Source organism: Pseudomonas sp. 10-1B (genome assembly GCF_000935045.1).
In the GTDB taxonomy this organism is placed as follows: domain Bacteria; phylum Pseudomonadota; class Gammaproteobacteria; order Pseudomonadales; family Pseudomonadaceae; genus Aquipseudomonas.
Genome location: NZ_JYKS01000011.1, coordinates 152,947 through 171,414, shown reverse-complemented (window position 1 = coordinate 171,414; position 18,468 = coordinate 152,947). Strand labels below are relative to the sequence as shown.

Genomic DNA, 18,468 nt, shown 5'->3' with positions numbered 1-18,468 from the left:
CGCCCAAGAGTTGTATTGGCGGGCTTTTTTTCTCCACTTGTAAGATCGGCGCACCCCGTTCTACTTCGGAGAATAAAAGTGAACCTCGGAAAGATACTGAGCCGAAGTGCGCGTTACTGGCCGCATAACGAGGCGGTTGTCGACAGCCGCCAGCGCCTGACCTACGCACAACTCGAAGCTCGCAGCAACCGCCTGGCTTCGGGGTTGTTGAAGCTTGGCCTGGCGCCCGGCGCCCATGTGGCGATCCTGGCCATGAACCGCGTCGAGCTGGTCGAAGCGGAGGTGGCGTTTTACAAGGCGGCGATGGTCAAGGTTCCGATCAATGCGCGCCTGTCGCCAGAAGAGATCGTGCGCGTGCTCAACGACTCGCGCAGTGTCGCGGTGATCACTGGCAGTGCGCCAGCCCAGGCCCTGGCGGCTAACCGCAAGGCATTACCGTACCTGAAATGGATCATCGTGCTGGCCGATGAAGGCGGTGACATCCCGTATCGCGAAGTGCTCGACATGGGCGATGAGCGCACCCTCAACAGCGACCCCCACGACGATGACCTGGCGGTGCTGCACTACACCTCGGGCAGTTCCGGAGTGCTCAAGGCGGCGATGCTGACCTTCGGCAACCGCAAGGCCCTGGTGCGCAAGAGCCTGGCCAGCCCGGTGCGCGGCGCCGGTCCGGACGATGTCATGGCCCACGTCGGCCCCATTACCCATGCCAGTGGCATGCAGATCATGCCGCTGCTGGCGGTGGGTGCTTGCAACCTGCTGATCGAACGCTACGACGATGAATTGCTGCTGCGTGCCATCGAGCAGGAGCGGGTAACGCGTTTGTTCTTGGTACCAGCGATGGTCAATCGCCTGGTCAATGTCGAAGGCGTGGAATGCTTCGACCTGAGCAGCCTGCGCCTGGTCATGTACGGCGCCGCACCCATGGCGCCCGCCCTGGTGGAACGCGCGATCGAGCTCTTCGGGCCGATTCTGGCGCAGGGATATGGTGCCGGCGAGACCTGCTCGCTGGTCACGGTGCTGACCGAACAGGATCACCTGGTCAAAGACGGCGATACCCGTTTGTTGTCCTCCTGTGGGCGTTGCTATTTCGAGACCGACCTGCGAGTGGTCAACGAGGCGTTCGAGGACATCCAGCCCGGCGAAATCGGCGAGATCGTGGTCAAGGGCGACGACATCATGCAGGGCTACTGGCAGGCCCCGGAGCTGACCGCCGAAGTGATGAGGGACGGCTATTACCTTACCGGCGACCTGGCCACGGTCGATGAGCTGGGCTACGTGTTCATCGTCGATCGCAAGAAGGAAATGATCATTTCCGGCGGCTTCAACATCTACCCCACCGAAGTCGAACAAGTGCTCTACCAACTGCCGGAGGTATTCGAAGCTGCGGTGGTCGGCGTGCCGGACGAGCAGTGGGGGGAGGCGGTGAAAGCGGTGGTAGTGCTCAAGCCCGGTGCCCGTCTCGACGAGGCCCAGATCATGGTCTTCTGTGCCGAGCATTTGGCCGGCTTCAAGAAGCCGCGCAGTGTCGACTTCATCGATGAACTGCCGAAAAACCCCAACGGTAAAGTCGTGCGCCGGGTGGTTCGCGATGGTTACTGGAAAAACAGTCAGCGCAAGATCTGACGCGCAGGAGCAGAACCGAAATGATCGAACCAAGCGAAAAAGCCAAACGCGTCATCGCTGACATGCAAGCCTTTATCCGCGATGAAATCATCCCGCTGGAAAAGAAAGAACAGCTGCAATGGGGGGAGGCGCACCCCAAGGCAATGCTTGCCGATGTCTGGAAGCGTTCCTGCGAACTGGGTTTCTACAATGTCATGCTGCCGGAGAACCTCGGCGGTGCCGGCTTGAGCGTGGTCGACCTGTGTGCGGTCAAAGAGGCGGCGATCCTTACTGGCTCGATGCTGGCGCCGCATGTGCTGGGCGAGCTGAGCGGCCCGCCACGCATCGGCCACCTGTTCAAGGTGGCGAGCCCGGTGCAGGTGGAGAAGTTCCTGCAGCCGGTGTGCCGGGCAGAGAAGGCGGTGTGCTTTGCCCTGACCGAAGCCGAAGCAGGCTCCGATGCCAGCGCGATCAAAACCAGTGCACGGCTTGATGGTGATCACTATGTGTTCAACGGCGCCAAGCGTTACATCTCTGGTGCGCCTTATGCTGACTTTGCCGTGTTGCTGGCAGTGACCGGGCCAGGGCAGGGCGCTGCGGGTATCTCGGCGTTCTTCGTCGACCTCAAGGGCCAGGGTGTGCAGGTCGACTCGGACTATCAGGTAATGTCCGGCGCTGGCAGCCACGGCAATATCGCGCTCACGGATGTGCGGGTGCCGGTGGAAAACCGCATTGGCGACGAAGGCGCCGGTTTCAAACTGGCCATGGGGCGCATCACCCTCAACCGCCTGCTGCATTGCCCGACCATGCTCGGCATGGCTGGTCTGGCGCTGAACCTGTCGATCGACTACGCCCGCACCCGTAGCCAGTTTGGCAAACCGATCGCGATGTTCCAGGCGGTCAACCACATGATCGCCGACATGGCCACCGAGCTGCTCGCGGCGCGCAGTATGATGTACGCCACTGCAGCGCTCAACGACGCTGGCGGCGACATCCGCACCCAGGCGCCGATGTGCAAGCTGTACGCCTCGGAGGCAGCCTTCAGGATTGTTGACCGCGCCGTGCAGGTGCACGGTGGCGCCGGTCTGATCCGTGGCAACCCGGTGGAATGGATGTTCCGCGCCACGCGCATGATGCGTATCCTTACCGGCACCAGCGAGATCCAGCGCAACACTATCGCCAAGGGCATCCTCATGCCTGGCTGAGCCCCAGCACCGCGCCCGCCGTCATGGCGGGCGACTTTTTTCTATAACAAGAATCAGAGGTACTCCATGCTCGGCATCGAAACTGGCTACCGCCCGAAAGCCGCCTGGACCATTGCGGTGTTGTTGGCGGTGATGATGTTGGTGAACTTCCTCGACAAGGTGGTTATTGGCCTGGTCGCTGTGCCGATGATGGCGGAACTGCAGCTCAGCCCTGCAGAGTTCGGCTTGATCGGCGGCGCCCTGCACTGGTTGTTCTCGCTCTCGGCGGTGCTTGGCGGCTTTCTCGCCAACCACAAGCCGACCCGCACCCTGTTGCTCGGTATGGGGCTGTTCTGGGCCCTGGTGCAATTGCCGATGCTGTTTGCCACGTCACTGTGGACCATCGTCGCCTGCCGGGTGCTGCTGGGGGTCGGCGAAGGCCCGGCCTCACCGGTGGCCACCCACGCCCTGTACAAGTGGTTCCCCGACAACAAGCGCAGCCTGCCGGTCGCGTTGCTGCATTCGGGCAGCGCCATGGGCTTGCTGGTGGCCGGCCTGCTGATCCCATGGATGAGTGTGCATTACGGCTGGCGCAGCAACTTTGCCGTGCTCGCGGCCATCGGCCTGGTCTGGTGCGTGGCCTGGTACCGGCTGGGCAAGGAAGGGCAGCTGGACAATGTCGCCGCGGCCAATCCCGAGGCCGCGGTGGCGCAGGCGCGCATCCCGTATCGGCGTCTGCTCTGCGATCCGACCGTGATCGGCAACTACCTCGGCCACTTCGCCGCAAACTGGTCGCTGGCGTTGACCCTGACTTGGGTTCCGGCCTATCTGGAGAAGGGCCTGGGCATGGCGTCGCTGAACGCCGGGCGGATGTTCGTGGTGTTCGTACTCGTGACCACACCGCTGAGCCTGATCATGGCTTGGTGGTCGCAACGCTTGCTGCGCCGTGGCCTGCCGTCACGGCTGGCGCGTGGGGTATTCGTCTCGGTGTGCCTGGTACTCAGCGGCATCCTCGCCGCGGCCTTGGTACTGCCGGGGTTGTCGCTGGCTGAACGCATTGCTTGCCTGACCTTGAGCGGCGGCCTGGCGCTGGTGATGTACTCGATTGGCCCGGCGATGCTTGCCGAAGTGGTGCCCAGCGGCCAGCGTGGCAGCATGCTCGCCATCGGCAATGCCTGTGGTTCATTGGCAGGGCTGGCGGCGCCGGTGATCACCGGCTTTCTGGTGCAGAACGCCGACGGTATCAACGCTGACGGCTATGCCCATGGCTTCATGGTCTGTGGCGCGGTGCTGGTCAGCGCCGGGCTGGTCGGCCTGCTGACCATGAACCCGCAGCGCTCGCGCAATCAGCTGCAAAGCACGACTTCAGCGCAGCGCCTTCAAACCTCTTGAGGTTCCTGCCGACGTTCGATCAGTTCACCTTTCCAGCGCCCTGACTGCACCACTTCGATCAGCAGGGCGCGCACCAGGTCGCGGATGCATGAGGCGGCGAAGGTCAGTGGCTTGTGGGTCGAGTAGGCGATCGACAGGGTGCGCCGCACACTCGGCTCGACAATGCGCCGGGCCAGCTGTTGCGGGTTGTCTTCCACCGCCGGCCAATTCCCGATGGTGGCCGCCAGGCCGCTGCGCACCAGGCTGCTGACGCCCTGGGCGGTCTGCTGCTCGTACTGCACTTTCAGCTCCAGCCCGGCTTCAAGCGCCGCCTGTTCTACCCGCCGGCGCAGGTGCGAGCTGGCCCGTGGCGCCATCACCAGGGGCTGGCTCAAGGCTTTGGCCAGGGTAATGCACTCGTCGCTACAGGCCGAGGCCTGCACACTCAACCAATACAGTTCTTCGGTGAAAATCGGCTCGACATGCACATGCTCGAGCTCTTCGGCATTCGGCACCAGGCCGAAATCCACCTTACCCAATTCGATGGCCTCACCGCCTTCTTGGCTCAGGCCGTCGCGCACGGTCAGCTCGATACCAGGGAATTTCTCGTTGGCGCGGGTAATGATCAGCGGCAACAGCAGGGCTGAAGCAGTGACCGGAATGGCAATCGCCACCCGTCCCTTGGGGTTGCCCTTGGTCGACTCCAGCTCATCCTTGACCGTGTCGATGGTCTGCACCACCGAGCGGGCAATCTCGTACAGGCGTCGGCCGGCATCGGTGAGGTTGACGCCATCATGCACGCGTTCGAGCAACTGCATCTCCAGCTCGCTTTCCAGCAGGTTGATCTGGCGGCTGAGCGCCGGCTGGGCAATGTAGGCGCGGCGTGCGGCCGACGAGAAACTCCCGGCTTCGGCGATGGCAATCAGATAACGCAGTTGTTTGAGTGTCATGTGAAGTTCCGTGGCCATGCCGGCGTGGTATGGCCCGTATTGAAAGACAATATTGGTGCATTACCGAGTGGCTCAATAGGATGATGCCATAGTTGTTATATGACCTGTTTATTGTCCTTGTTGCAACGCTAGCGTATTGATTTACAACGCCTTACGCTGAAATTTAGGGAGTTCGCGGTATGTTGCCAAGTGCGTTTTCGTCTGCCCTTAGCCAGTTGTTGCTGGGGCAAGGGCAGGAGCCCGATCCACGTTTTACCCTGGCCAACGAACGCACCTTTCTGGCATGGATTCGCACAGCACTGGCGTTGCTGGCCAGTGGCATCGCCGTAGAGGCGTTCACCTTGGGGCTGTTCAACCCGAACGAGAAGCGTGCCCTGGTGGTTGGCCTAGTGGGGCTCAGCCTGATTGTCAGTGTTGGCGCATTCTGGCGCTGGCTGAGCATTGAGCGCGCGCTCAGGCAGCAAGCGCCGCTTCCTGTTTCGCCGCTCATGCCGTTGCTCTCGGGTGGCTGCGCTTTGCTCGTTGGCGGGGTGATCGCTGCGCTGTGGGGGCTGTGGTGACTGACGGCGGACTTCAGCCGGAGCGCACTACGCTGGCATGGAAACGTACGCACATACTGCTGGTGCTGGTGGCCTGTCTGGCGCTGCGCTGCCTGCAACATCATCCGCTACTGACCTTCGGTGTCATCACCCTAGCCGGGAGGCAGGCGCTGTGGATTCTGCTTGAACAAGGGCGTTGCTACCGGTGTTCGCGCCTGGGCATCGCCCGGCAAGCGCCGACCTGCAACCCACGACCACTGCTGGCTCTCTGTCTGTGCACCGCACTGCTGGCGGCGTTCACATTGTTTGCCGTTCTGGCACAAGCCTGAACGTCCTTGACCTGTCATTTCCTCAGGAGCGACACCATGAAACCAGGCTGGTCCTGCCTCAACGATGTCAAAATCATCGATGTCAGCCAACTCTTGCCCGGCCCCCATGCCACCTCCCTGTTGTTGCAGTTGGGGGCGGACGTGATCAAGGTCGAACAACCGGGCAGCGGTGACAGTTCGCGCCTCCTCGGCAACGCGGTGTTTGCCCAGTTCAACCGCGGCAAGCGCTCGATTGCTCTGAACCTCAAGGAGCCCGTCGATAAAGCCACATTCCTCGAGTTGGTAGGCGATTGCGATGCCGTGGTCGAGGGCTTTCGCCCCGGCGTGATGCAGCGCCTGGGGCTGGGATACGAGGAATTGGCCAAGGTCAACCCGGCGATTGTCCTCTGTTCGATTTCCGGCTTTGGCCAGACCGGCCCCTATGCGGCGCATGCCGGCCACGATCTCAACTACCTGGCTATGGCCGGCTACTGGTCGATCCCGGTGCAAGTCGACGACAAGGTCGCCCGCCCCAAAGTGCGGCTGTCCGACTATGCTGCCTCGGCCTACGCCGCCTTGTCGCTGTCGGTGGCGATCATGAGTGCCCGCCAGCAAGGTATTGGCCAGCATCTGGACGTCTCGGTGCATGACGCGATTTTGTCCTGGACCGCGCACATGGCCTGGCTGTCCCGTGGCTTTGAAGACAATCCGGTCGCCTCACCGACGGTGATGCCTGAAAACGATATCTTCCAGACGCGTGACGGTCGTTATCTGGCAATGGGCATTCTCGAGAACAAATTCTGGGAGACCCTGTGCGAGGTGCTGGGTGACGAGTTTGCGCAACTCAGGGACAAGCGCTTTGCCAACCGCATGAGTCGCTTTGGCCACAAGCAGGAAGTCAATGCGCTGCTCAAAGGCATATTCCTAAGCCGCACACTGGAACAATGGACCCACGCCCTCGCCGAGTATGACCTACCGTTCTCGCCGCTGCTTAGCGCCACTGAGCTGTTCGACGACCCGCATGTTCAGGCACGGGGCACGGTATGCCCGTTGCCGAAGGAGCGGGCGATCAGTGTCGGGTTTCCGGTGAAGTTCTCCCGAGGGCTGCCTGAAAGCGATAGCACCGTTCCGGCGTTGGGTGAGTATGACGTATCTGCTTTCAAAGCGAGCCTCAAGGCCCAGACGGAGTTCTGAATTTTCCCCGGTGCGGGCGAGGGAGGAAACGTCTAGAGGAGGGGGAGCCCCGGCAGCTCGCGAGCGAGTCAGATAGTCGAACTGCTCCCTTTCTCGTCGATATGCTCAAGCGAGCGGAATAGGTAATGGGGAATTGGCTTTGTACCCCCAGATTTACCCCTTTCTATAGCAGCTACGAGTGGATTACAGTGGACGCACCGGAGCGGGGCTGGCGCCGAACGTGCAATCCATCACCCATTTGCGCAGCTTATGCTTTAGGCTCGTCCCAGTCGCTACGGGTTGCAGTAATTAGCGCATCCCAGTCATCAGGAGGGTTGCCGCGGCCCAGCATCTTCTCGAATACGGCGTAGGGATCGGATTTGCTGCCTGCGAACCGTAGGGTATTTTCGTCGTTGACCCTTGCACAGACGATGACCTTGGATCTTGCGTCGTAGCGAAAGAACAGCCGAAAGCGCCTGCCGATTTTTGCCCGCCGCCAATGTCGGTAGGCGGTGCCCAGCGTGTTGCCTTGGCGGAACTCATCACGGCCCGGGTCGGCAGGCACAGCCTCCATGATCAGATGGCTCAATGCCCGAAACAGCTTGACGTTGGCGTTGCTTTCAAAACCATGCGGGTCGTTCTGCTCGGCCCGGGCGGCGGCTTCTTGCAATTTGCGTAGCTGTAAAGTCACACCCTCATGGAACAACAGTGTCCAGCCATGTCGCAGCATCAGAGCGCGACCTCACCGTCGATATCTTCGTCCAGATTTACATCGTGGCCCGCATTGGCGAGCATGGTTTGCGCCAGATCCTCCGGCAGCGTGGTGATGTTGCGTCCGCTTCGGATATCAGCCTCCAGCAAACCCAGGAACGCACCGATGGCAGGGTCTTCATGGATGGCGTCTACGCGGCTGACCACGACTTCCCCGGCGCGTACGTCGAATGCGATCTTGCCACCAGTGTCGAGGCCCAAAAGCTGGCGAACGGACTTGGGCACTGTGACCTGCCCCTTCGAGGTCAATGTGGCGATTTCGTGGATGGCAGGCATGAGCGTTCTCCCGGATGTACTGATTGAGTGGTAAGGAATAATCCTTACATGATCAATCTTGGTTTTCTGCTGATCAAGCATAGGCGGGCGCACGCTCAGTAGCGCCGCAGGATGAGTTACACCACTTCCCGGGACACGATCCGAGTCGATCCGGGAGTTTTCACACAGCCTGGACCGATAGCTGCCATTCAGCAGCTCGCCGCTCATCTGAGCAGCCAGCCGTTTTTGTCGCAATAACAAAGCTTGAAATATCAAACCGGTTCGCTGGCCGATTCATGCACCGAAAATGTTGTCCGTGAGGGGCAGGTTCTGCTGAACAGTGCCAAACCCGCTGCCAGCAGAGACGTTGCCGCAAGGATGCAGACTCCGCCATGAATAGAACCGGTTTTCTGTTCAAGAATGCCGAACATCGCGGGGCTGACAAAGCCGCCGAGGGTTCCGACGGCATTGATCAGCGCCAGTACGGCAGCGGACACTCGTGCGTCGAGATAAGCCTGGGGAATGGGCCAGAACATGGCGGTAGCAGATTTGAAGCCGATTGCCGCGGAACATACGCAAATGAAGCTAAACAGCGGTCCGCCCAGGGTTGAGGCGAACAGCCCGGCGGCGGCGATGAGCAGACTGATGCACAGCCATATTGGCTGGGTCAGCCATTTCCCGGCCATCACGGCAAAGCTGTACATCGCCACGATCGCGATCAACCAGGGGATCGAATTCAGCAAGCCGACCTGAATGTCGCTCAGATCCCCCAGGCGGCGAATCATGGAAGGCAGCCAGAAGGTCACTCCATATACGTTTTGCGCGGTGGTAAAGAACAGGAAGCAGAACAGCAGGATTTGTCTGTCAGCCAAAAGCTTCAGCGCAGGCAGGTGGGTGCCGCGCGATTGCTCCCGTTCCTGCTGCTCTCTTGCGATTACCTGGCCCAGTGCAAGCTTCTGATCGGGGCTCAGCCAATGGGCATCCCGAGGGTAGGAGTCCAGCACTTTCCAGACCAGCAGGCAGAGTATCACTGAAGCAAAACCTTCGATCAGGAACATCCACTGCCAGCCTTGCAGACCCAGGCCGCGAATCTGCAGAAGCAACCCGCTGACGGGGCCTGCAATCACCGAGGCGAATGCCGAACCGCCAATGAAAATCGCCATTGCCTTGGCCCGTTCACGCGATGGCAGCCATTGGGTGAAGTAGTAGGTGACACCTGGAAAGAATCCTGCCTCTGCCACGCCAAGGATGAATCTGCAGGCGTAAAACTCGTTTTCATTACGCACGAACGCCATGGCCATTGCCGCCAGGCCCCATGTCAGCATTATGCGCGTCAACCAGACACGTGCCCCCAGGCGCTGCATCAGCATCGAGGAGGGGACTTCGAAGAACGCATATCCGAGAAAGAACACACCGGCCCCGATACCGTAGGCGGCTGCACCGATTCCCAGGTCGACTTCCAGATGCTGGCGCACGAAGCCGATGTTCACCCGGTCGATGTAGTTGACGATGAACATCACCACGAACAGCGGCAGCACCCGGGCCTTGACCCGGCGCACGGCGGCATTCAGGACGGTATCTTGCGGCGTTGCGACAGGCGTTGGCATGACGTTGTCTTCTTCTTATTGAGTGGTCATTCGAGGCGCGGTACAGTTCCCGCTGCCTAGTCCGGTTGCCGCGGATGTGCCGAGCCAGGTGTCAGCGATCCGCTTGGGGGGCAGGCGGAGCCGCCTCTGGCGCAGGCTCGCTGCTTGGTGACTCTTGTGCCTTGTAGTGCGCCCGAAGAGTAACCAAGTGCGCGCGTAACTCGTTGACCGCGGCGCTTTCGTTTCCATCGCGAAGATGGCGAACGATACGGCGTCGGGCGGCGACGATTTCCGTGTTATGTGCCGGAATCATCACGCGCAACAGGCGCTGATGCACATCGTTGAGTGCGTCTGTAAGAATGATCAGCACCGGGTTGCGCGCTGCTTTTGCCAGCAGGGCATGGAAGTTCAGGTTCACTTCCAGACGACCGCTGTCATCGCCGCAGATGGAGGCCAGGTCGCTGGCATCCAGATTGGCCTCCAGCGCATCCAGTTCCTGCGTCGTTGCTCGCTGACACGCCAGCCTCGCGATTTCGGTGCCGACGATCAACCGCGCTTCTGCCAGGTCATCCGGCAGTATGTAGCCCAGCCGAAACAGGTCGGTAAAGCCGCTGATGACCGCATCGCTCTGGCCTTCGCGCACGAAGGCGCCTCCTGTCGCGCCCTTGCGCAACTCTAGCAGTCCCGACATCTCCAGCGCCCGCAGCGCCTCGCGGACCGTGTTGCGAGACAACCCGAACCGCTCTGCCAGCTCCCGCTCGGAAGGCAATCGGTCCCCAGGCTTCAACAGGCCCTGTGAAAGTTGTTCGCGAATCTGCTCCGCCACCTCTTCAAAGGCGCGCTTGGTCTGCACCGGCAAGTAAACCGGGTGTGCGCGTGATGGATCGCTGCTCAAGTCCGAATCCTCGTTGGAAAAGCCGATGTCGACTTGCAAATGTCATTGGTTCATCCATTGTATTCTGGCCGTCAGATTCACGATAGTGCATTAGCGGCCCTGAATCCTGGTTCTTTTGAGCCATTGCAGCGTGATAGGAGACAACCCATGTCTGAGTCTCGTCCTTTCAAGGGCATTTTTTTGTGCTGTGTGGCGGTATTGCTGTTTGCCTCGCTGGACAGCCTTTCCAAGTACTTGACCCCATTTCACAGTGCGATCGTGGTGATCTGGGCGCGATTCACCGTGACCACGGTATTGCTTGCCGGCTGGCTGGTCCCGCGAGCCGGCTGGCGCGTATTTCATTGCAACTGCCCGGGTTTGCAGGTGCTGCGCGCGCTCGGCCTGCTGGGTGCCGGACTGCTATTCATCAGTGCTACTCGCTATTTGCCGCTGGGGGAGGCGACGGCGGTGCTGTTCATTGCGCCGCTGCTGGTGACATTGTTGTCCAGTCACATTCTTGGCGAGCGGGCAAAGCCAGGTCAGTGGCTGGCGGTCGCGGCTGGCTTTCTAGGGGTGCTGATCATCGTACGCCCGGGTGGAGGGTTGCTTACGCCAGGCATGCTGCTGCCATTGGGTGCTGCGTTGTGCTTCACGCTCTATCAATTGATCACACGGCTGATCGGTACGCGGGACGCTGTTACAACCAGCAACATGATTTCCGGCGCGGTTGGCGTGGTCAGCATGAGCGTGCTGGTGCCGTTCTTCTGGACGGACATTCCGACACCGCTACACCTTGCAGCGATGTTAACCCAGGGCACGATCGCCACAGTCGGGCATCTGCTCCTGACCCAGGCGTATCGCTTCACTTCGCCGATGATTCTCGCGCCTTTCAGCTACTTGCAGATTCTTTTCGCCGGGCTGTTCAGTGCGCTTTTCTTTGACCACATCCCCGACACAGGCGCCTTGATCGGCATGAGCGTGATTGCCTTCAGCGGTCTTGGAAGCTGGCTCAGTCTTCGGCAAGCCCGCAAAACGATGCCGATCTGACGAGCCGCCGGTTGACAACCTCAATACGCTGACGCATTCTTTTTTCAAAGGTTCATCCAATGAGCCTTTGAGCATTTGTGAAGCATCCAATAACAATAAGCGGAGTCACAATGAACAACACAAAATCCGGGGGCCGGGTCCTGGCCCGCAATCCTTCGACTTCCTGGCGTGCCATTCTGCTGTGTGTGCTGGCGTCTATTGGTTCTGCGGCCTGGGCCGGGCAGCCTTTGAAAATCTGTTATGTGGACGATCGCAGTGGTGTTGCGGCCGACACCGGTATTCAGAGTTTCAATGGCTTTCAGATCGCCGTGAACGAGGCGAACGAGGCAGGTGGCATCAACGGGCAGAAAGTCCAGGTGGTGGCCTACGATGGCAAGACCGATCCTCAACTCACCGCAACCTTCGCCAGCCGCTGTGCCGAAGACGACGAAGCGCTAGCCATCGTTGGTGGCAATCCTTCGGCACCGGCTGCTTCGATGATTCCGATCTCGGCAGAGTATGAAATTCCCTACCTGATGCTTTCGGCGGGTACCGACAACCTGACCGACATGCCGGCTCCTTTCCACTTTCGTGTCGGCCCGCGCAACTCTCAGGACGCTGCGGCGATCGCCGAGCTGATCGCCCGGCAGGGCTTCAAGCGGGTCGCGCTGATCAACAATTCGCTGCCATTCGGCACTGACAGCGCCCACGCCACCGAGGCCGCGCTGGAGGCCAGCGGCGTGCCGGTGGTGATACAACAGACGTACGACATCAACGCCACCGATCTGTCGCCGCAGATCAGCCGCTTGCGCAGTGCCAACCCTGACGTGGTGGTGATTTTCCCCTATGCAGCCGATGGTGCCCGCGTGCTGCGCACCTTGCAGCAGCAAGGCGTGGGTCTGCCTCGCATCGTTGCGCGCAGCGCGTTGCTCAATACATTGCGCGAGCTTGCGGGCGATGCCAGTGACGGCGTGCTGGTGCCAAACACCGTCGATATGCAGCGCGTAGACGTCAAGAAGTTCTTTGACAGCTACAAGGCAGGTTTTGGCGAGGCGCAGCCCACGATGTACCCGGTGCTGGGATACGACGCAGCGAAAATGGTGCTCAAGGCCATTGCCGACCCCGACGTGCAGAAGGCGCTCGCCGCCAATGAGTTGGGTCAGGCCCGCGTGGCAGTGCGTAACGCACTGGTCCGCAATGGTAAATATCAAGGTCTGCAGGGACATGCCGGTGCCACCTATCAGTTCGGGCCGGACCGCCATCATGGCCCGCCCGATCAGGACTGGTTTGTCTTCGTCCAGGTAGCCGACAAGGGCAAGCATCTGGTGGCGGCTGATCTGTCTGCCTTCAAGCCAGGCTCCTGAACCTGCCCCGACGGCTGCGCCCGCGTGGCCGTCTTTCTGAAAGGAACATTCCCATGGAACAGATAGGCGTCATTCTATTGGCCGGGCTGACCAATGGCAGCGTGTACGGGCTGGTAGGGCTGTCGATTTCACTGATCTACGGCACCAACCGGGTGATCAACTTCGCCCAGGGTGAGTTTGTCATGCTGGGTGTCATGTCAGCGATCCTTTTCATGGTCACGCTGCAGCTTCCGGTGTGGGCGGCGATTGGCGCCATTCTCGTGGTGGTTCTGCTGGCGGCCTTCATCCTCGAGCTTGGGGTCTACCGGCCATTGAAGCGGCGCGGCGCGGCGCCGCTGACCATCATGATCGGGACGCTGGCGGCAGCCATTATCGCAACGGGTATTGCATTGCTGATCTGGGGGCCTTTGCAATTGGCGGTGCCAAACGTGTTCTCGCTCGAGGCGCTCAATCTGGGGCCGCTGATCACCAACACTCAGCAACTGGTCATCATCGCGGTGTTTGCAGGGTTGCTGCTGCTGACCTGGTACCTCCTGTATCGCACCTCTTTCGGTTTGTGCATTCGTGCCACTGGCGTCAACGCCCGCGTGGCATCACTGATGGGGATTCGCGCTGATCGTGTGGTTCGTTTCGGATTCGTGTTCAGTGCATTGATCAGCGGGACGGTCGGCATTTTGATCGGACCATTGCTCGGTGGCCAGGTTGGCATGGGGGTGACGCTGACCGTCAAAGGTTTCATGGCAGCCATCCTCGGCGGTCTGGGCAGTCCGTTCGCCGCTGCGGCTGGAGGCGTGATGATCGCGGTGGTGGAGGCGTTGGTGGCCGGGTACGGCTCGAGCCTCTATGCCGAGCCCATCATTTTTTCACTCATTCTCGCCATGCTGTTCTTCAGGCCGTATGGCCTGCTGGGCGATTTCGAAGCGGGGAGACGCTGAGCATGAATAGTCTGGACAAGGTTCGTTCAATATTAGGCGGGCCGATTCTGATTCTGTTGGTCGGTGCGCTGGTGCCATTGTTGCTCACCAGCGGATTTCACCTGAGACTGGTCAGCATCATCTGCATCTATACGATTCTGTGCACCGGCTTCAACTTGCTCTACGGCTACGCCGGGCAGATTTCCATGGGGCAGCAGGGGTTCTTTGCGCTGGGCGCCTATGCGTTCACCTTGCTGATGTCGGCCGGTGGCTGGTCGTTCTGGTCTGCCTTGCCCGGAGCGCTGCTGATTTGCGCCGTGGTTGCGCTGGTGATAGGCATCCCGTTGTTACGTTTGCGCAGTCATTACTTGGCGATGGCTACGTTGTGCTTTGGCCTGGTGTTCGCCGGAGTGGCCAGTCGCTGGATTGAGTTCACCGGCGGCACCGCCGGGATGATGGTACCGGGCCTGAAGCTCGGCGGTCACATTGTCAGTCGTACGGAGCTGTATTACGCGGTTCTGACGATTACCTCACTGGTCCTGATGCTGCAGAATTTCATCGTGTCCACGCACATGGGGCGTGCCCTTATGTCGCTGCGTGGCGATGAAACTGCGGCGCAGTCACTGGGTGTCAATGTGACGGCCTGGAAATTGCGCATTTTCATACTCTCGTCGGTGCTCGCGGGGCTGGCAGGCATCGCCTCGGCACTGGTCAACCGCCAGGTCAATCCCAGCTTCAGTGAGTTTCCAATTCTGGTCAGCATCCTCACGGTGGCTGTGGTCGGTGGCCTTGGCACGCGCTACGGCGCCTTGCTGGGCGCCTGTGTGGTTGTCATCGCGCCGCAAGGTTTGGCGGCATTCGGCGAATCGGAAACCCTGATCTACGGGATCTGCCTGTTGCTGTTCCTGATGTTCTTGCCTCATGGCCTTTCGGGGCTGATTCCTCGAATGGTCTCCGGTGTATGGGGCAAGACGAAAGTTGCGACCGGCGAAGTCGTCAAGCATGGAGATGCCAAGTCATGAATGCATTCAAGGAACCCGCTGCTAATACGGGTCAGCTCATGTTGGGCATCAGTGGTGCGACCATGCGTTTCGGTGGCCTGGTCGCGGTCAACGGCGTGTCGCTGCAAGTCTGCAAAGGTCAGGTGTATGGCCTGCTCGGTCCAAACGGCGCAGGCAAGTCCACGCTGTTCAATCTGGTCACCGGTGTTCTGGTGCCGACGGCAGGGCGCATCGAGTTCGCTCAGCGGGATGTATCGAAGCTGCCCTTGCATCGACGCAGCGCGCTGGGCATGGCGCGCACGTTTCAGATTGTGCGCGTGTTTCACGGTATGAGTGTGTTGGACAACGTGTTGATGGGGTTTCATCACACCTTGATCGACGGGTTGTTGCCCTCCATGCTCATGGCTGCGCGAGTGCTCAGGCGCGAGAGCCAGATCCGCGAGCAGGGGATGGCATTGTTGGCGTTCGTCGGACTGGCAGAGCGGGCTGAGGAGAAAGTCGAGCACTTGCCACATGGCCAGTTGCGTCTGCTGGAAATTGCCAGAGCGCTGGCCAGCGAGCCTGACCTTCTATTGCTGGACGAGCCGGCGGCAGGCTTGAACGATCAGGAAACGCGAAATCTGGGCGAGTTGTTGCGAAAACTCAATGGCAAAGGGCTGACCATCGTGCTGGTGGAGCACAACATCGATTTCATGATGGGGCTGTGTCATCGCTTGGCCGTTCTGGACCACGGCAGCCTGATTGCCGAGGGGACGCCACAGCAGATCCAGATGGATGAAAACGTCATCGAGGCCTATCTGGGCCGGAGAGCCAGCCATGCTTGAAATCGTTGATCTACGGGCCGGCTACAACGGCTCGGACGCCATTCGTTCGGTTTCTGTTTCGGTCAAGCGTGGACAAGTGGTCACCGTGCTGGGCCCCAATGGCGCAGGCAAATCCACGCTCATCAACAGCGTCTGCGGGCTAACTGAGGTTCATGCCGGAACGATACGTTTCGACGGCGTCGACATCACCCGTTTGTCCGCGCCGCAAATCGTCGATCTGGGCATCGTTCAGGTTCCCGAAGGCCGGCAGTTGTTCGGGCCTCTGACGGTCGAGGAAAACCTGAGGCTGGGATTCCATCGACTGCGGGGCAACAGCAGCCATAAGAGGTTGTTCAAGGACCGTCTGGACTACGTTTACGAGCTGTTCCCCCGGTTGCACGAGCGCGCCGCTCAGCGTGCAATCACCCTGAGCGGAGGTGAGCAGTCAATGGTGGCGATGGGGCGGGCATTGATGGCTGATCCCAAGGTCCTGTTGCTGGACGAACCTTCCATCGGCCTGGCGCCTCTGGTTGTCGAGCTTCTGTTCAACGTATTGGGCAAGTTGCGCGATAGCGGTCTGACCATGCTGCTGGTGGAGCAGCATGCCGAAGAGTCGCTGCGTCTTGCCCAATACGGTTATGTCATGAACACCGGCTCAATTACCGCGCAGGGGGCTGCACCGGATCTGCTCGCCAGCCCTTCATTGCATCAGAGCTATCTGGGAGAGGCGCCGGCATTGAGCGTGGTAGGAAGCGCCTGATAGCGCAGGTTCATTGACGCTTTCACCAGCCACGCTGCCTGCACCTTGAGCATTCAAGGTGCAGGCGCGGTTTCCTTTATCTGGCCTTTATTCGAATCGCTCCGTGCTGAATACCGCGTGGGGCGTTCCTGCGCCCGTATGCAAGGGTGGCTGGGCTCGCTCCAGGTGACACGACCACTTGAAGGAGGGCGCTTGACAAAGAAAAAATGCCAACTCATTATTTCAATGGTTCATCCAATGATCCAAAAAGCGGAGTCAGTCATGGAATCACAACAAGACCAACAGGATCTTCGTGACCTGGTGCGTTACGAGGCGCGCGGTGGTCGCGCGTACATCACGTTCTGCCGTGACGAAAAACGTAACGCGCTGACCTATGAAATGTTCGATCGCCTCATTGAGCACATCGAGCGCGCTGAACGGGACGATGACGTGCGCGTCATCATTTTCAAAAGCGAAGGACGGGATTTCTCCACCGGCCACGATCTGGCGCAGGTGGGTGGTGCCGAATACGGGTTCTCCAAGGATCCTGGTGCACGCCGCCCCAGCCAGCGAGCGCGTCTGCATTTCGATAAGCGTCATGTCGAGCAATTCCGGCAGATCTTCTACTGCGTCAAACCCACGATCTCTCTGGTGCAGGGCTGGTGTGTAGGGGCCGGGCTCTACATCGTCGAGGCCAGTGATCTGGCGATTGCCGCCAGCGACGCCAGGATCGGTCATCCGGAGCAGAAGATGGGGCTGGCCGGAGCGGCGTATCTGACCAGTTGGAACATCCTTGCCATGGGGCCGCGCAAGGCGCGGGAAATGTTGCTGCTGGGCGAGGTCATCGATGGCAATGAGGCCGCGCGCATCGGCCTGATCAACAAGGCCGTGCCGCCTGAGGAACTGCTCGATGCAGGTGAAGAGTGGGCCGAGCGCATCGTACGCCTGCCGCGTGACGCCATCGCGATCGGCAAGGCCGCCACACACCTGGCCATGGACTCCCTGGGTATGACGTCTCAGTTCGTGCATGGCTACATCGGACATGCCCTGGGGACCAACATTCGTTACGAGTCCGATGAAGTCAACTTCATGAAAGAGCGCAAGAACAAAGGCACGACCCAGGCCGCTCACGCCCGTGAGAACCATTACGAGGCAGGTGCGGGGCAGAAGGGCCCGGGCGCCTCAGCCGAATCGAAGTGAGGACAGTCCATGATCACTGATATGACGGGAATGGTTGCCGTGGTGCTGGGTGGTACCAAGGGCATCGGTCGCGAAAGTGTGCGCAAAATGGCGCAAAGCGGAGCCAGTGTAATCATCCAGGGGCGTGACGCGCAGGCGGCGCAGCGTCTGATCGATGAGTGTGTCGCTTATCCCGGAGAGCGTCTTTTCGTTCAGAGTGACTTGCTGACGTACGACGGGGTTGATCAGGCAGTGGGGTTCGCCAAGGAACGCTTTGGCAAAGTCGATGTGGTGGTGGGCAGCGGTGGCCCGAGCGAACCACGGCCCAAACTGTTCGTCGACATGACGCCGGAGGAGGGTATTGCCACGTTGCAAAGCCGCCTGATGCCACGGCTCAACGCCCTGCATGCGGCAGTCAAGTACATGAAGGATCAGGGCTACGGGAAGGTGGTGCTGATCACCACCGATGCCGCGCGGATTCCGACACCCAGCGAATCGATGATCGGAGCTGCCGGCGCTTCGATCATGTTTCTGACCCGCTCTCTGGCAGCGGAACTGGCCAATCTGGGGATTCGTGTCAATGCTGTCGCGACCACCCTGACCACCGGCACCCCAGCCCATGACCGGTTCCTGTCCGCCAGAGATCAAGGTTCACAGGAAGTCATCGTCAAGGCGTTCACCAAGGCCGAGCAGCGCGTGAAGTTTCGCCTCAATACCGCCGAAGATCTGGCGCAATACATCCTGTTCCTCGCAAGCCCGGACTCGGATCAGGTCTCCGGTTCTACCTTGAGCATCAACGGCGGACTGTCTTTCCCCAGCTATTGAC

The 18,468-nt window shown here is 60.2% G+C and carries 19 protein-coding genes; 14 read left to right on the top strand and 5 right to left on the bottom strand.

All coding sequences use genetic code 11. The features are described 5' to 3' along the window. Positions 1-78 precede the first annotated feature (78 nt). The 3 genes from TZ03_RS08615 to TZ03_RS08605 all read left to right on the top strand — a co-directional run bounded on the left by TZ03_RS08615 (position 79) and on the right by TZ03_RS08605 (position 4,181). A complete protein-coding gene (locus tag TZ03_RS08615; RefSeq protein WP_051097035.1) occupies positions 79-1,626 on the top strand; it encodes an AMP-binding protein in 1,548 nt (515 codons plus the stop codon). 20 nt (positions 1,627-1,646) lie between these two features. Beyond that, positions 1,647-2,810 carry an acyl-CoA dehydrogenase family protein gene (locus tag TZ03_RS08610; protein WP_051097034.1) on the top strand — a complete coding sequence of 388 codons (1,164 nt, stop codon included), beginning with the start codon at positions 1,647-1,649 and terminating at the stop codon, positions 2,808-2,810. A 66-nt stretch (positions 2,811-2,876) separates the two neighbouring features. Beyond that, positions 2,877-4,181 carry an MFS transporter gene (locus tag TZ03_RS08605; RefSeq protein ID WP_051097033.1) on the top strand — a complete coding sequence of 435 codons (1,305 nt, stop codon included), beginning with the start codon at positions 2,877-2,879 and terminating at the stop codon, positions 4,179-4,181. Here TZ03_RS08605 and TZ03_RS08600 read toward each other — a convergent pair. Continuing rightward, positions 4,169-5,110, bottom strand: a complete 942-nt coding sequence (locus TZ03_RS08600) for a LysR family transcriptional regulator (RefSeq protein ID WP_051097031.1) — start codon at positions 5,108-5,110, stop codon at positions 4,169-4,171. The two genes, TZ03_RS08605 and TZ03_RS08600, sit on opposite strands and share 13 nt — an antisense overlap. Positions 5,111-5,289: 179 nt before the next feature. On the opposite strand from TZ03_RS08600, the gene TZ03_RS08595 reads away from it, so the two are divergent. Genes TZ03_RS08595 through TZ03_RS08585 form a run of 3 tightly spaced genes read left to right on the top strand, consistent with a single transcriptional unit; the run spans position 5,290 to position 7,151 of the window. After that, entirely contained in the window at positions 5,290-5,670 is a 381-nt protein-coding gene (locus tag TZ03_RS08595) for a YidH family protein (protein ID WP_051097028.1), read from the top strand. After that, on the top strand, positions 5,667-5,978 hold the full coding sequence (locus tag TZ03_RS08590; RefSeq protein ID WP_236692793.1) for a DUF202 domain-containing protein: 312 nt from the start codon (positions 5,667-5,669) through the stop codon (positions 5,976-5,978). The genes TZ03_RS08595 and TZ03_RS08590 overlap by 4 nt, the downstream gene beginning before the upstream one ends. 36 nt (positions 5,979-6,014) lie before the next feature. Next, positions 6,015-7,151 (top strand): CaiB/BaiF CoA transferase family protein, encoded by a 1,137-nt coding sequence (locus TZ03_RS08585; protein WP_051097025.1) that lies wholly within the window; start codon positions 6,015-6,017, stop codon positions 7,149-7,151. Positions 7,152-7,398: 247 nt separating this feature from the next. Here TZ03_RS08585 and TZ03_RS08580 read toward each other — a convergent pair whose 3' ends face one another. The 4 genes from TZ03_RS08580 to TZ03_RS08565 form a co-directional block, all read right to left on the bottom strand. Continuing rightward, positions 7,399-7,860, bottom strand: coding sequence for a type II toxin-antitoxin system YhaV family toxin (locus TZ03_RS08580; RefSeq protein WP_051097024.1), 462 nt, complete (start codon positions 7,858-7,860; stop codon positions 7,399-7,401). Next, the gene (locus TZ03_RS08575; protein ID WP_051097023.1) at positions 7,860-8,177 is read right to left on the bottom strand and encodes a type II toxin-antitoxin system PrlF family antitoxin; all 318 of its coding nucleotides are present in this window, start codon (positions 8,175-8,177) and stop codon (positions 7,860-7,862) included. Before TZ03_RS08575 ends, TZ03_RS08580 begins: the two co-directional genes overlap by 1 nt. Positions 8,178-8,428: 251 nt before the next feature. Further along, positions 8,429-9,763: an MFS transporter gene (locus TZ03_RS08570; RefSeq protein ID WP_051097022.1), complete on the bottom strand. Its 1,335-nt coding sequence runs from the start codon at positions 9,761-9,763 to the stop codon at positions 8,429-8,431. A gap of 91 nt (positions 9,764-9,854) precedes the next feature. After that, complete coding sequence (locus TZ03_RS08565) at positions 9,855-10,676, bottom strand: FadR/GntR family transcriptional regulator (protein ID WP_053388416.1); 822 nt, start codon at positions 10,674-10,676, stop codon at positions 9,855-9,857. 108 nt (positions 10,677-10,784) lie between these two features. Between TZ03_RS08565 and TZ03_RS08560 the strand changes: the two genes are divergently transcribed. The 8 genes from TZ03_RS08560 (at position 10,785) to TZ03_RS08525 (ending at position 18,467) form a co-directional block, all read left to right on the top strand. Continuing rightward, positions 10,785-11,663, top strand: coding sequence for a DMT family transporter (locus TZ03_RS08560; protein ID WP_051097021.1), 879 nt, complete (start codon positions 10,785-10,787; stop codon positions 11,661-11,663). 110 nt (positions 11,664-11,773) lie between these two features. Continuing rightward, positions 11,774-13,006, top strand: a complete 1,233-nt coding sequence (locus TZ03_RS08555; protein ID WP_051097020.1) for an ABC transporter substrate-binding protein — start codon at positions 11,774-11,776, stop codon at positions 13,004-13,006. Positions 13,007-13,059: 53 nt separating this feature from the next. Continuing rightward, positions 13,060-13,941: a branched-chain amino acid ABC transporter permease gene (locus TZ03_RS08550; RefSeq protein WP_051097019.1), complete on the top strand. Its 882-nt coding sequence runs from the start codon at positions 13,060-13,062 to the stop codon at positions 13,939-13,941. Between the two features lie 2 nt (positions 13,942-13,943). Continuing rightward, positions 13,944-14,942, top strand: coding sequence for a branched-chain amino acid ABC transporter permease (locus tag TZ03_RS08545; RefSeq protein ID WP_051097018.1), 999 nt, complete (start codon positions 13,944-13,946; stop codon positions 14,940-14,942). Then, positions 14,939-15,745, top strand: coding sequence for an ABC transporter ATP-binding protein (locus tag TZ03_RS08540; RefSeq protein WP_051097017.1), 807 nt, complete (start codon positions 14,939-14,941; stop codon positions 15,743-15,745). The genes TZ03_RS08545 and TZ03_RS08540 overlap by 4 nt, the downstream gene beginning before the upstream one ends. Continuing rightward, positions 15,738-16,484 (top strand): ABC transporter ATP-binding protein, encoded by a 747-nt coding sequence (locus TZ03_RS08535; protein ID WP_051097016.1) that lies wholly within the window; start codon positions 15,738-15,740, stop codon positions 16,482-16,484. The genes TZ03_RS08540 and TZ03_RS08535 overlap by 8 nt, the downstream gene beginning before the upstream one ends. Before the next feature lie 192 nt (positions 16,485-16,676). Then, complete coding sequence (locus tag TZ03_RS08530) at positions 16,677-17,663, top strand: enoyl-CoA hydratase/isomerase family protein (RefSeq protein WP_236692791.1); 987 nt, start codon at positions 16,677-16,679, stop codon at positions 17,661-17,663. 9 nt (positions 17,664-17,672) lie between these two features. Further along, positions 17,673-18,467 carry an SDR family NAD(P)-dependent oxidoreductase gene (locus TZ03_RS08525; protein WP_051097013.1) on the top strand — a complete coding sequence of 265 codons (795 nt, stop codon included), beginning with the start codon at positions 17,673-17,675 and terminating at the stop codon, positions 18,465-18,467. The last annotated feature ends 1 nt before the right edge of the window (position 18,468 follow it).

Coding starts and splice junctions, on each gene's coding strand:
- TZ03_RS08585 (WP_051097025.1), top strand. CDS start 6,015: ATGAAACCAGGCTGGTCCTGCCTCAACGATGTCAAAATCATCGATGTC.
- TZ03_RS08535 (WP_051097016.1), top strand. CDS start 15,738: ATGCTTGAAATCGTTGATCTACGGGCCGGCTACAACGGCTCGGACGCC.
- TZ03_RS08560 (WP_051097021.1), top strand. CDS start 10,785: ATGTCTGAGTCTCGTCCTTTCAAGGGCATTTTTTTGTGCTGTGTGGCG.
- TZ03_RS08600 (WP_051097031.1), bottom strand. CDS start 5,110: ATGACACTCAAACAACTGCGTTATCTGATTGCCATCGCCGAAGCCGGG.
- TZ03_RS08580 (WP_051097024.1), bottom strand. CDS start 7,860: ATGCTGCGACATGGCTGGACACTGTTGTTCCATGAGGGTGTGACTTTA.
- TZ03_RS08605 (WP_051097033.1), top strand. CDS start 2,877: ATGCTCGGCATCGAAACTGGCTACCGCCCGAAAGCCGCCTGGACCATT.
- TZ03_RS08570 (WP_051097022.1), bottom strand. CDS start 9,763: ATGCCAACGCCTGTCGCAACGCCGCAAGATACCGTCCTGAATGCCGCC.
- TZ03_RS08525 (WP_051097013.1), top strand. CDS start 17,673: ATGATCACTGATATGACGGGAATGGTTGCCGTGGTGCTGGGTGGTACC.
- TZ03_RS08550 (WP_051097019.1), top strand. CDS start 13,060: ATGGAACAGATAGGCGTCATTCTATTGGCCGGGCTGACCAATGGCAGC.
- TZ03_RS08540 (WP_051097017.1), top strand. CDS start 14,939: ATGAATGCATTCAAGGAACCCGCTGCTAATACGGGTCAGCTCATGTTG.
- TZ03_RS08595 (WP_051097028.1), top strand. CDS start 5,290: ATGTTGCCAAGTGCGTTTTCGTCTGCCCTTAGCCAGTTGTTGCTGGGG.
- TZ03_RS08610 (WP_051097034.1), top strand. CDS start 1,647: ATGATCGAACCAAGCGAAAAAGCCAAACGCGTCATCGCTGACATGCAA.
- TZ03_RS08575 (WP_051097023.1), bottom strand. CDS start 8,177: ATGCCTGCCATCCACGAAATCGCCACATTGACCTCGAAGGGGCAGGTC.
- TZ03_RS08545 (WP_051097018.1), top strand. CDS start 13,944: ATGAATAGTCTGGACAAGGTTCGTTCAATATTAGGCGGGCCGATTCTG.
- TZ03_RS08555 (WP_051097020.1), top strand. CDS start 11,774: ATGAACAACACAAAATCCGGGGGCCGGGTCCTGGCCCGCAATCCTTCG.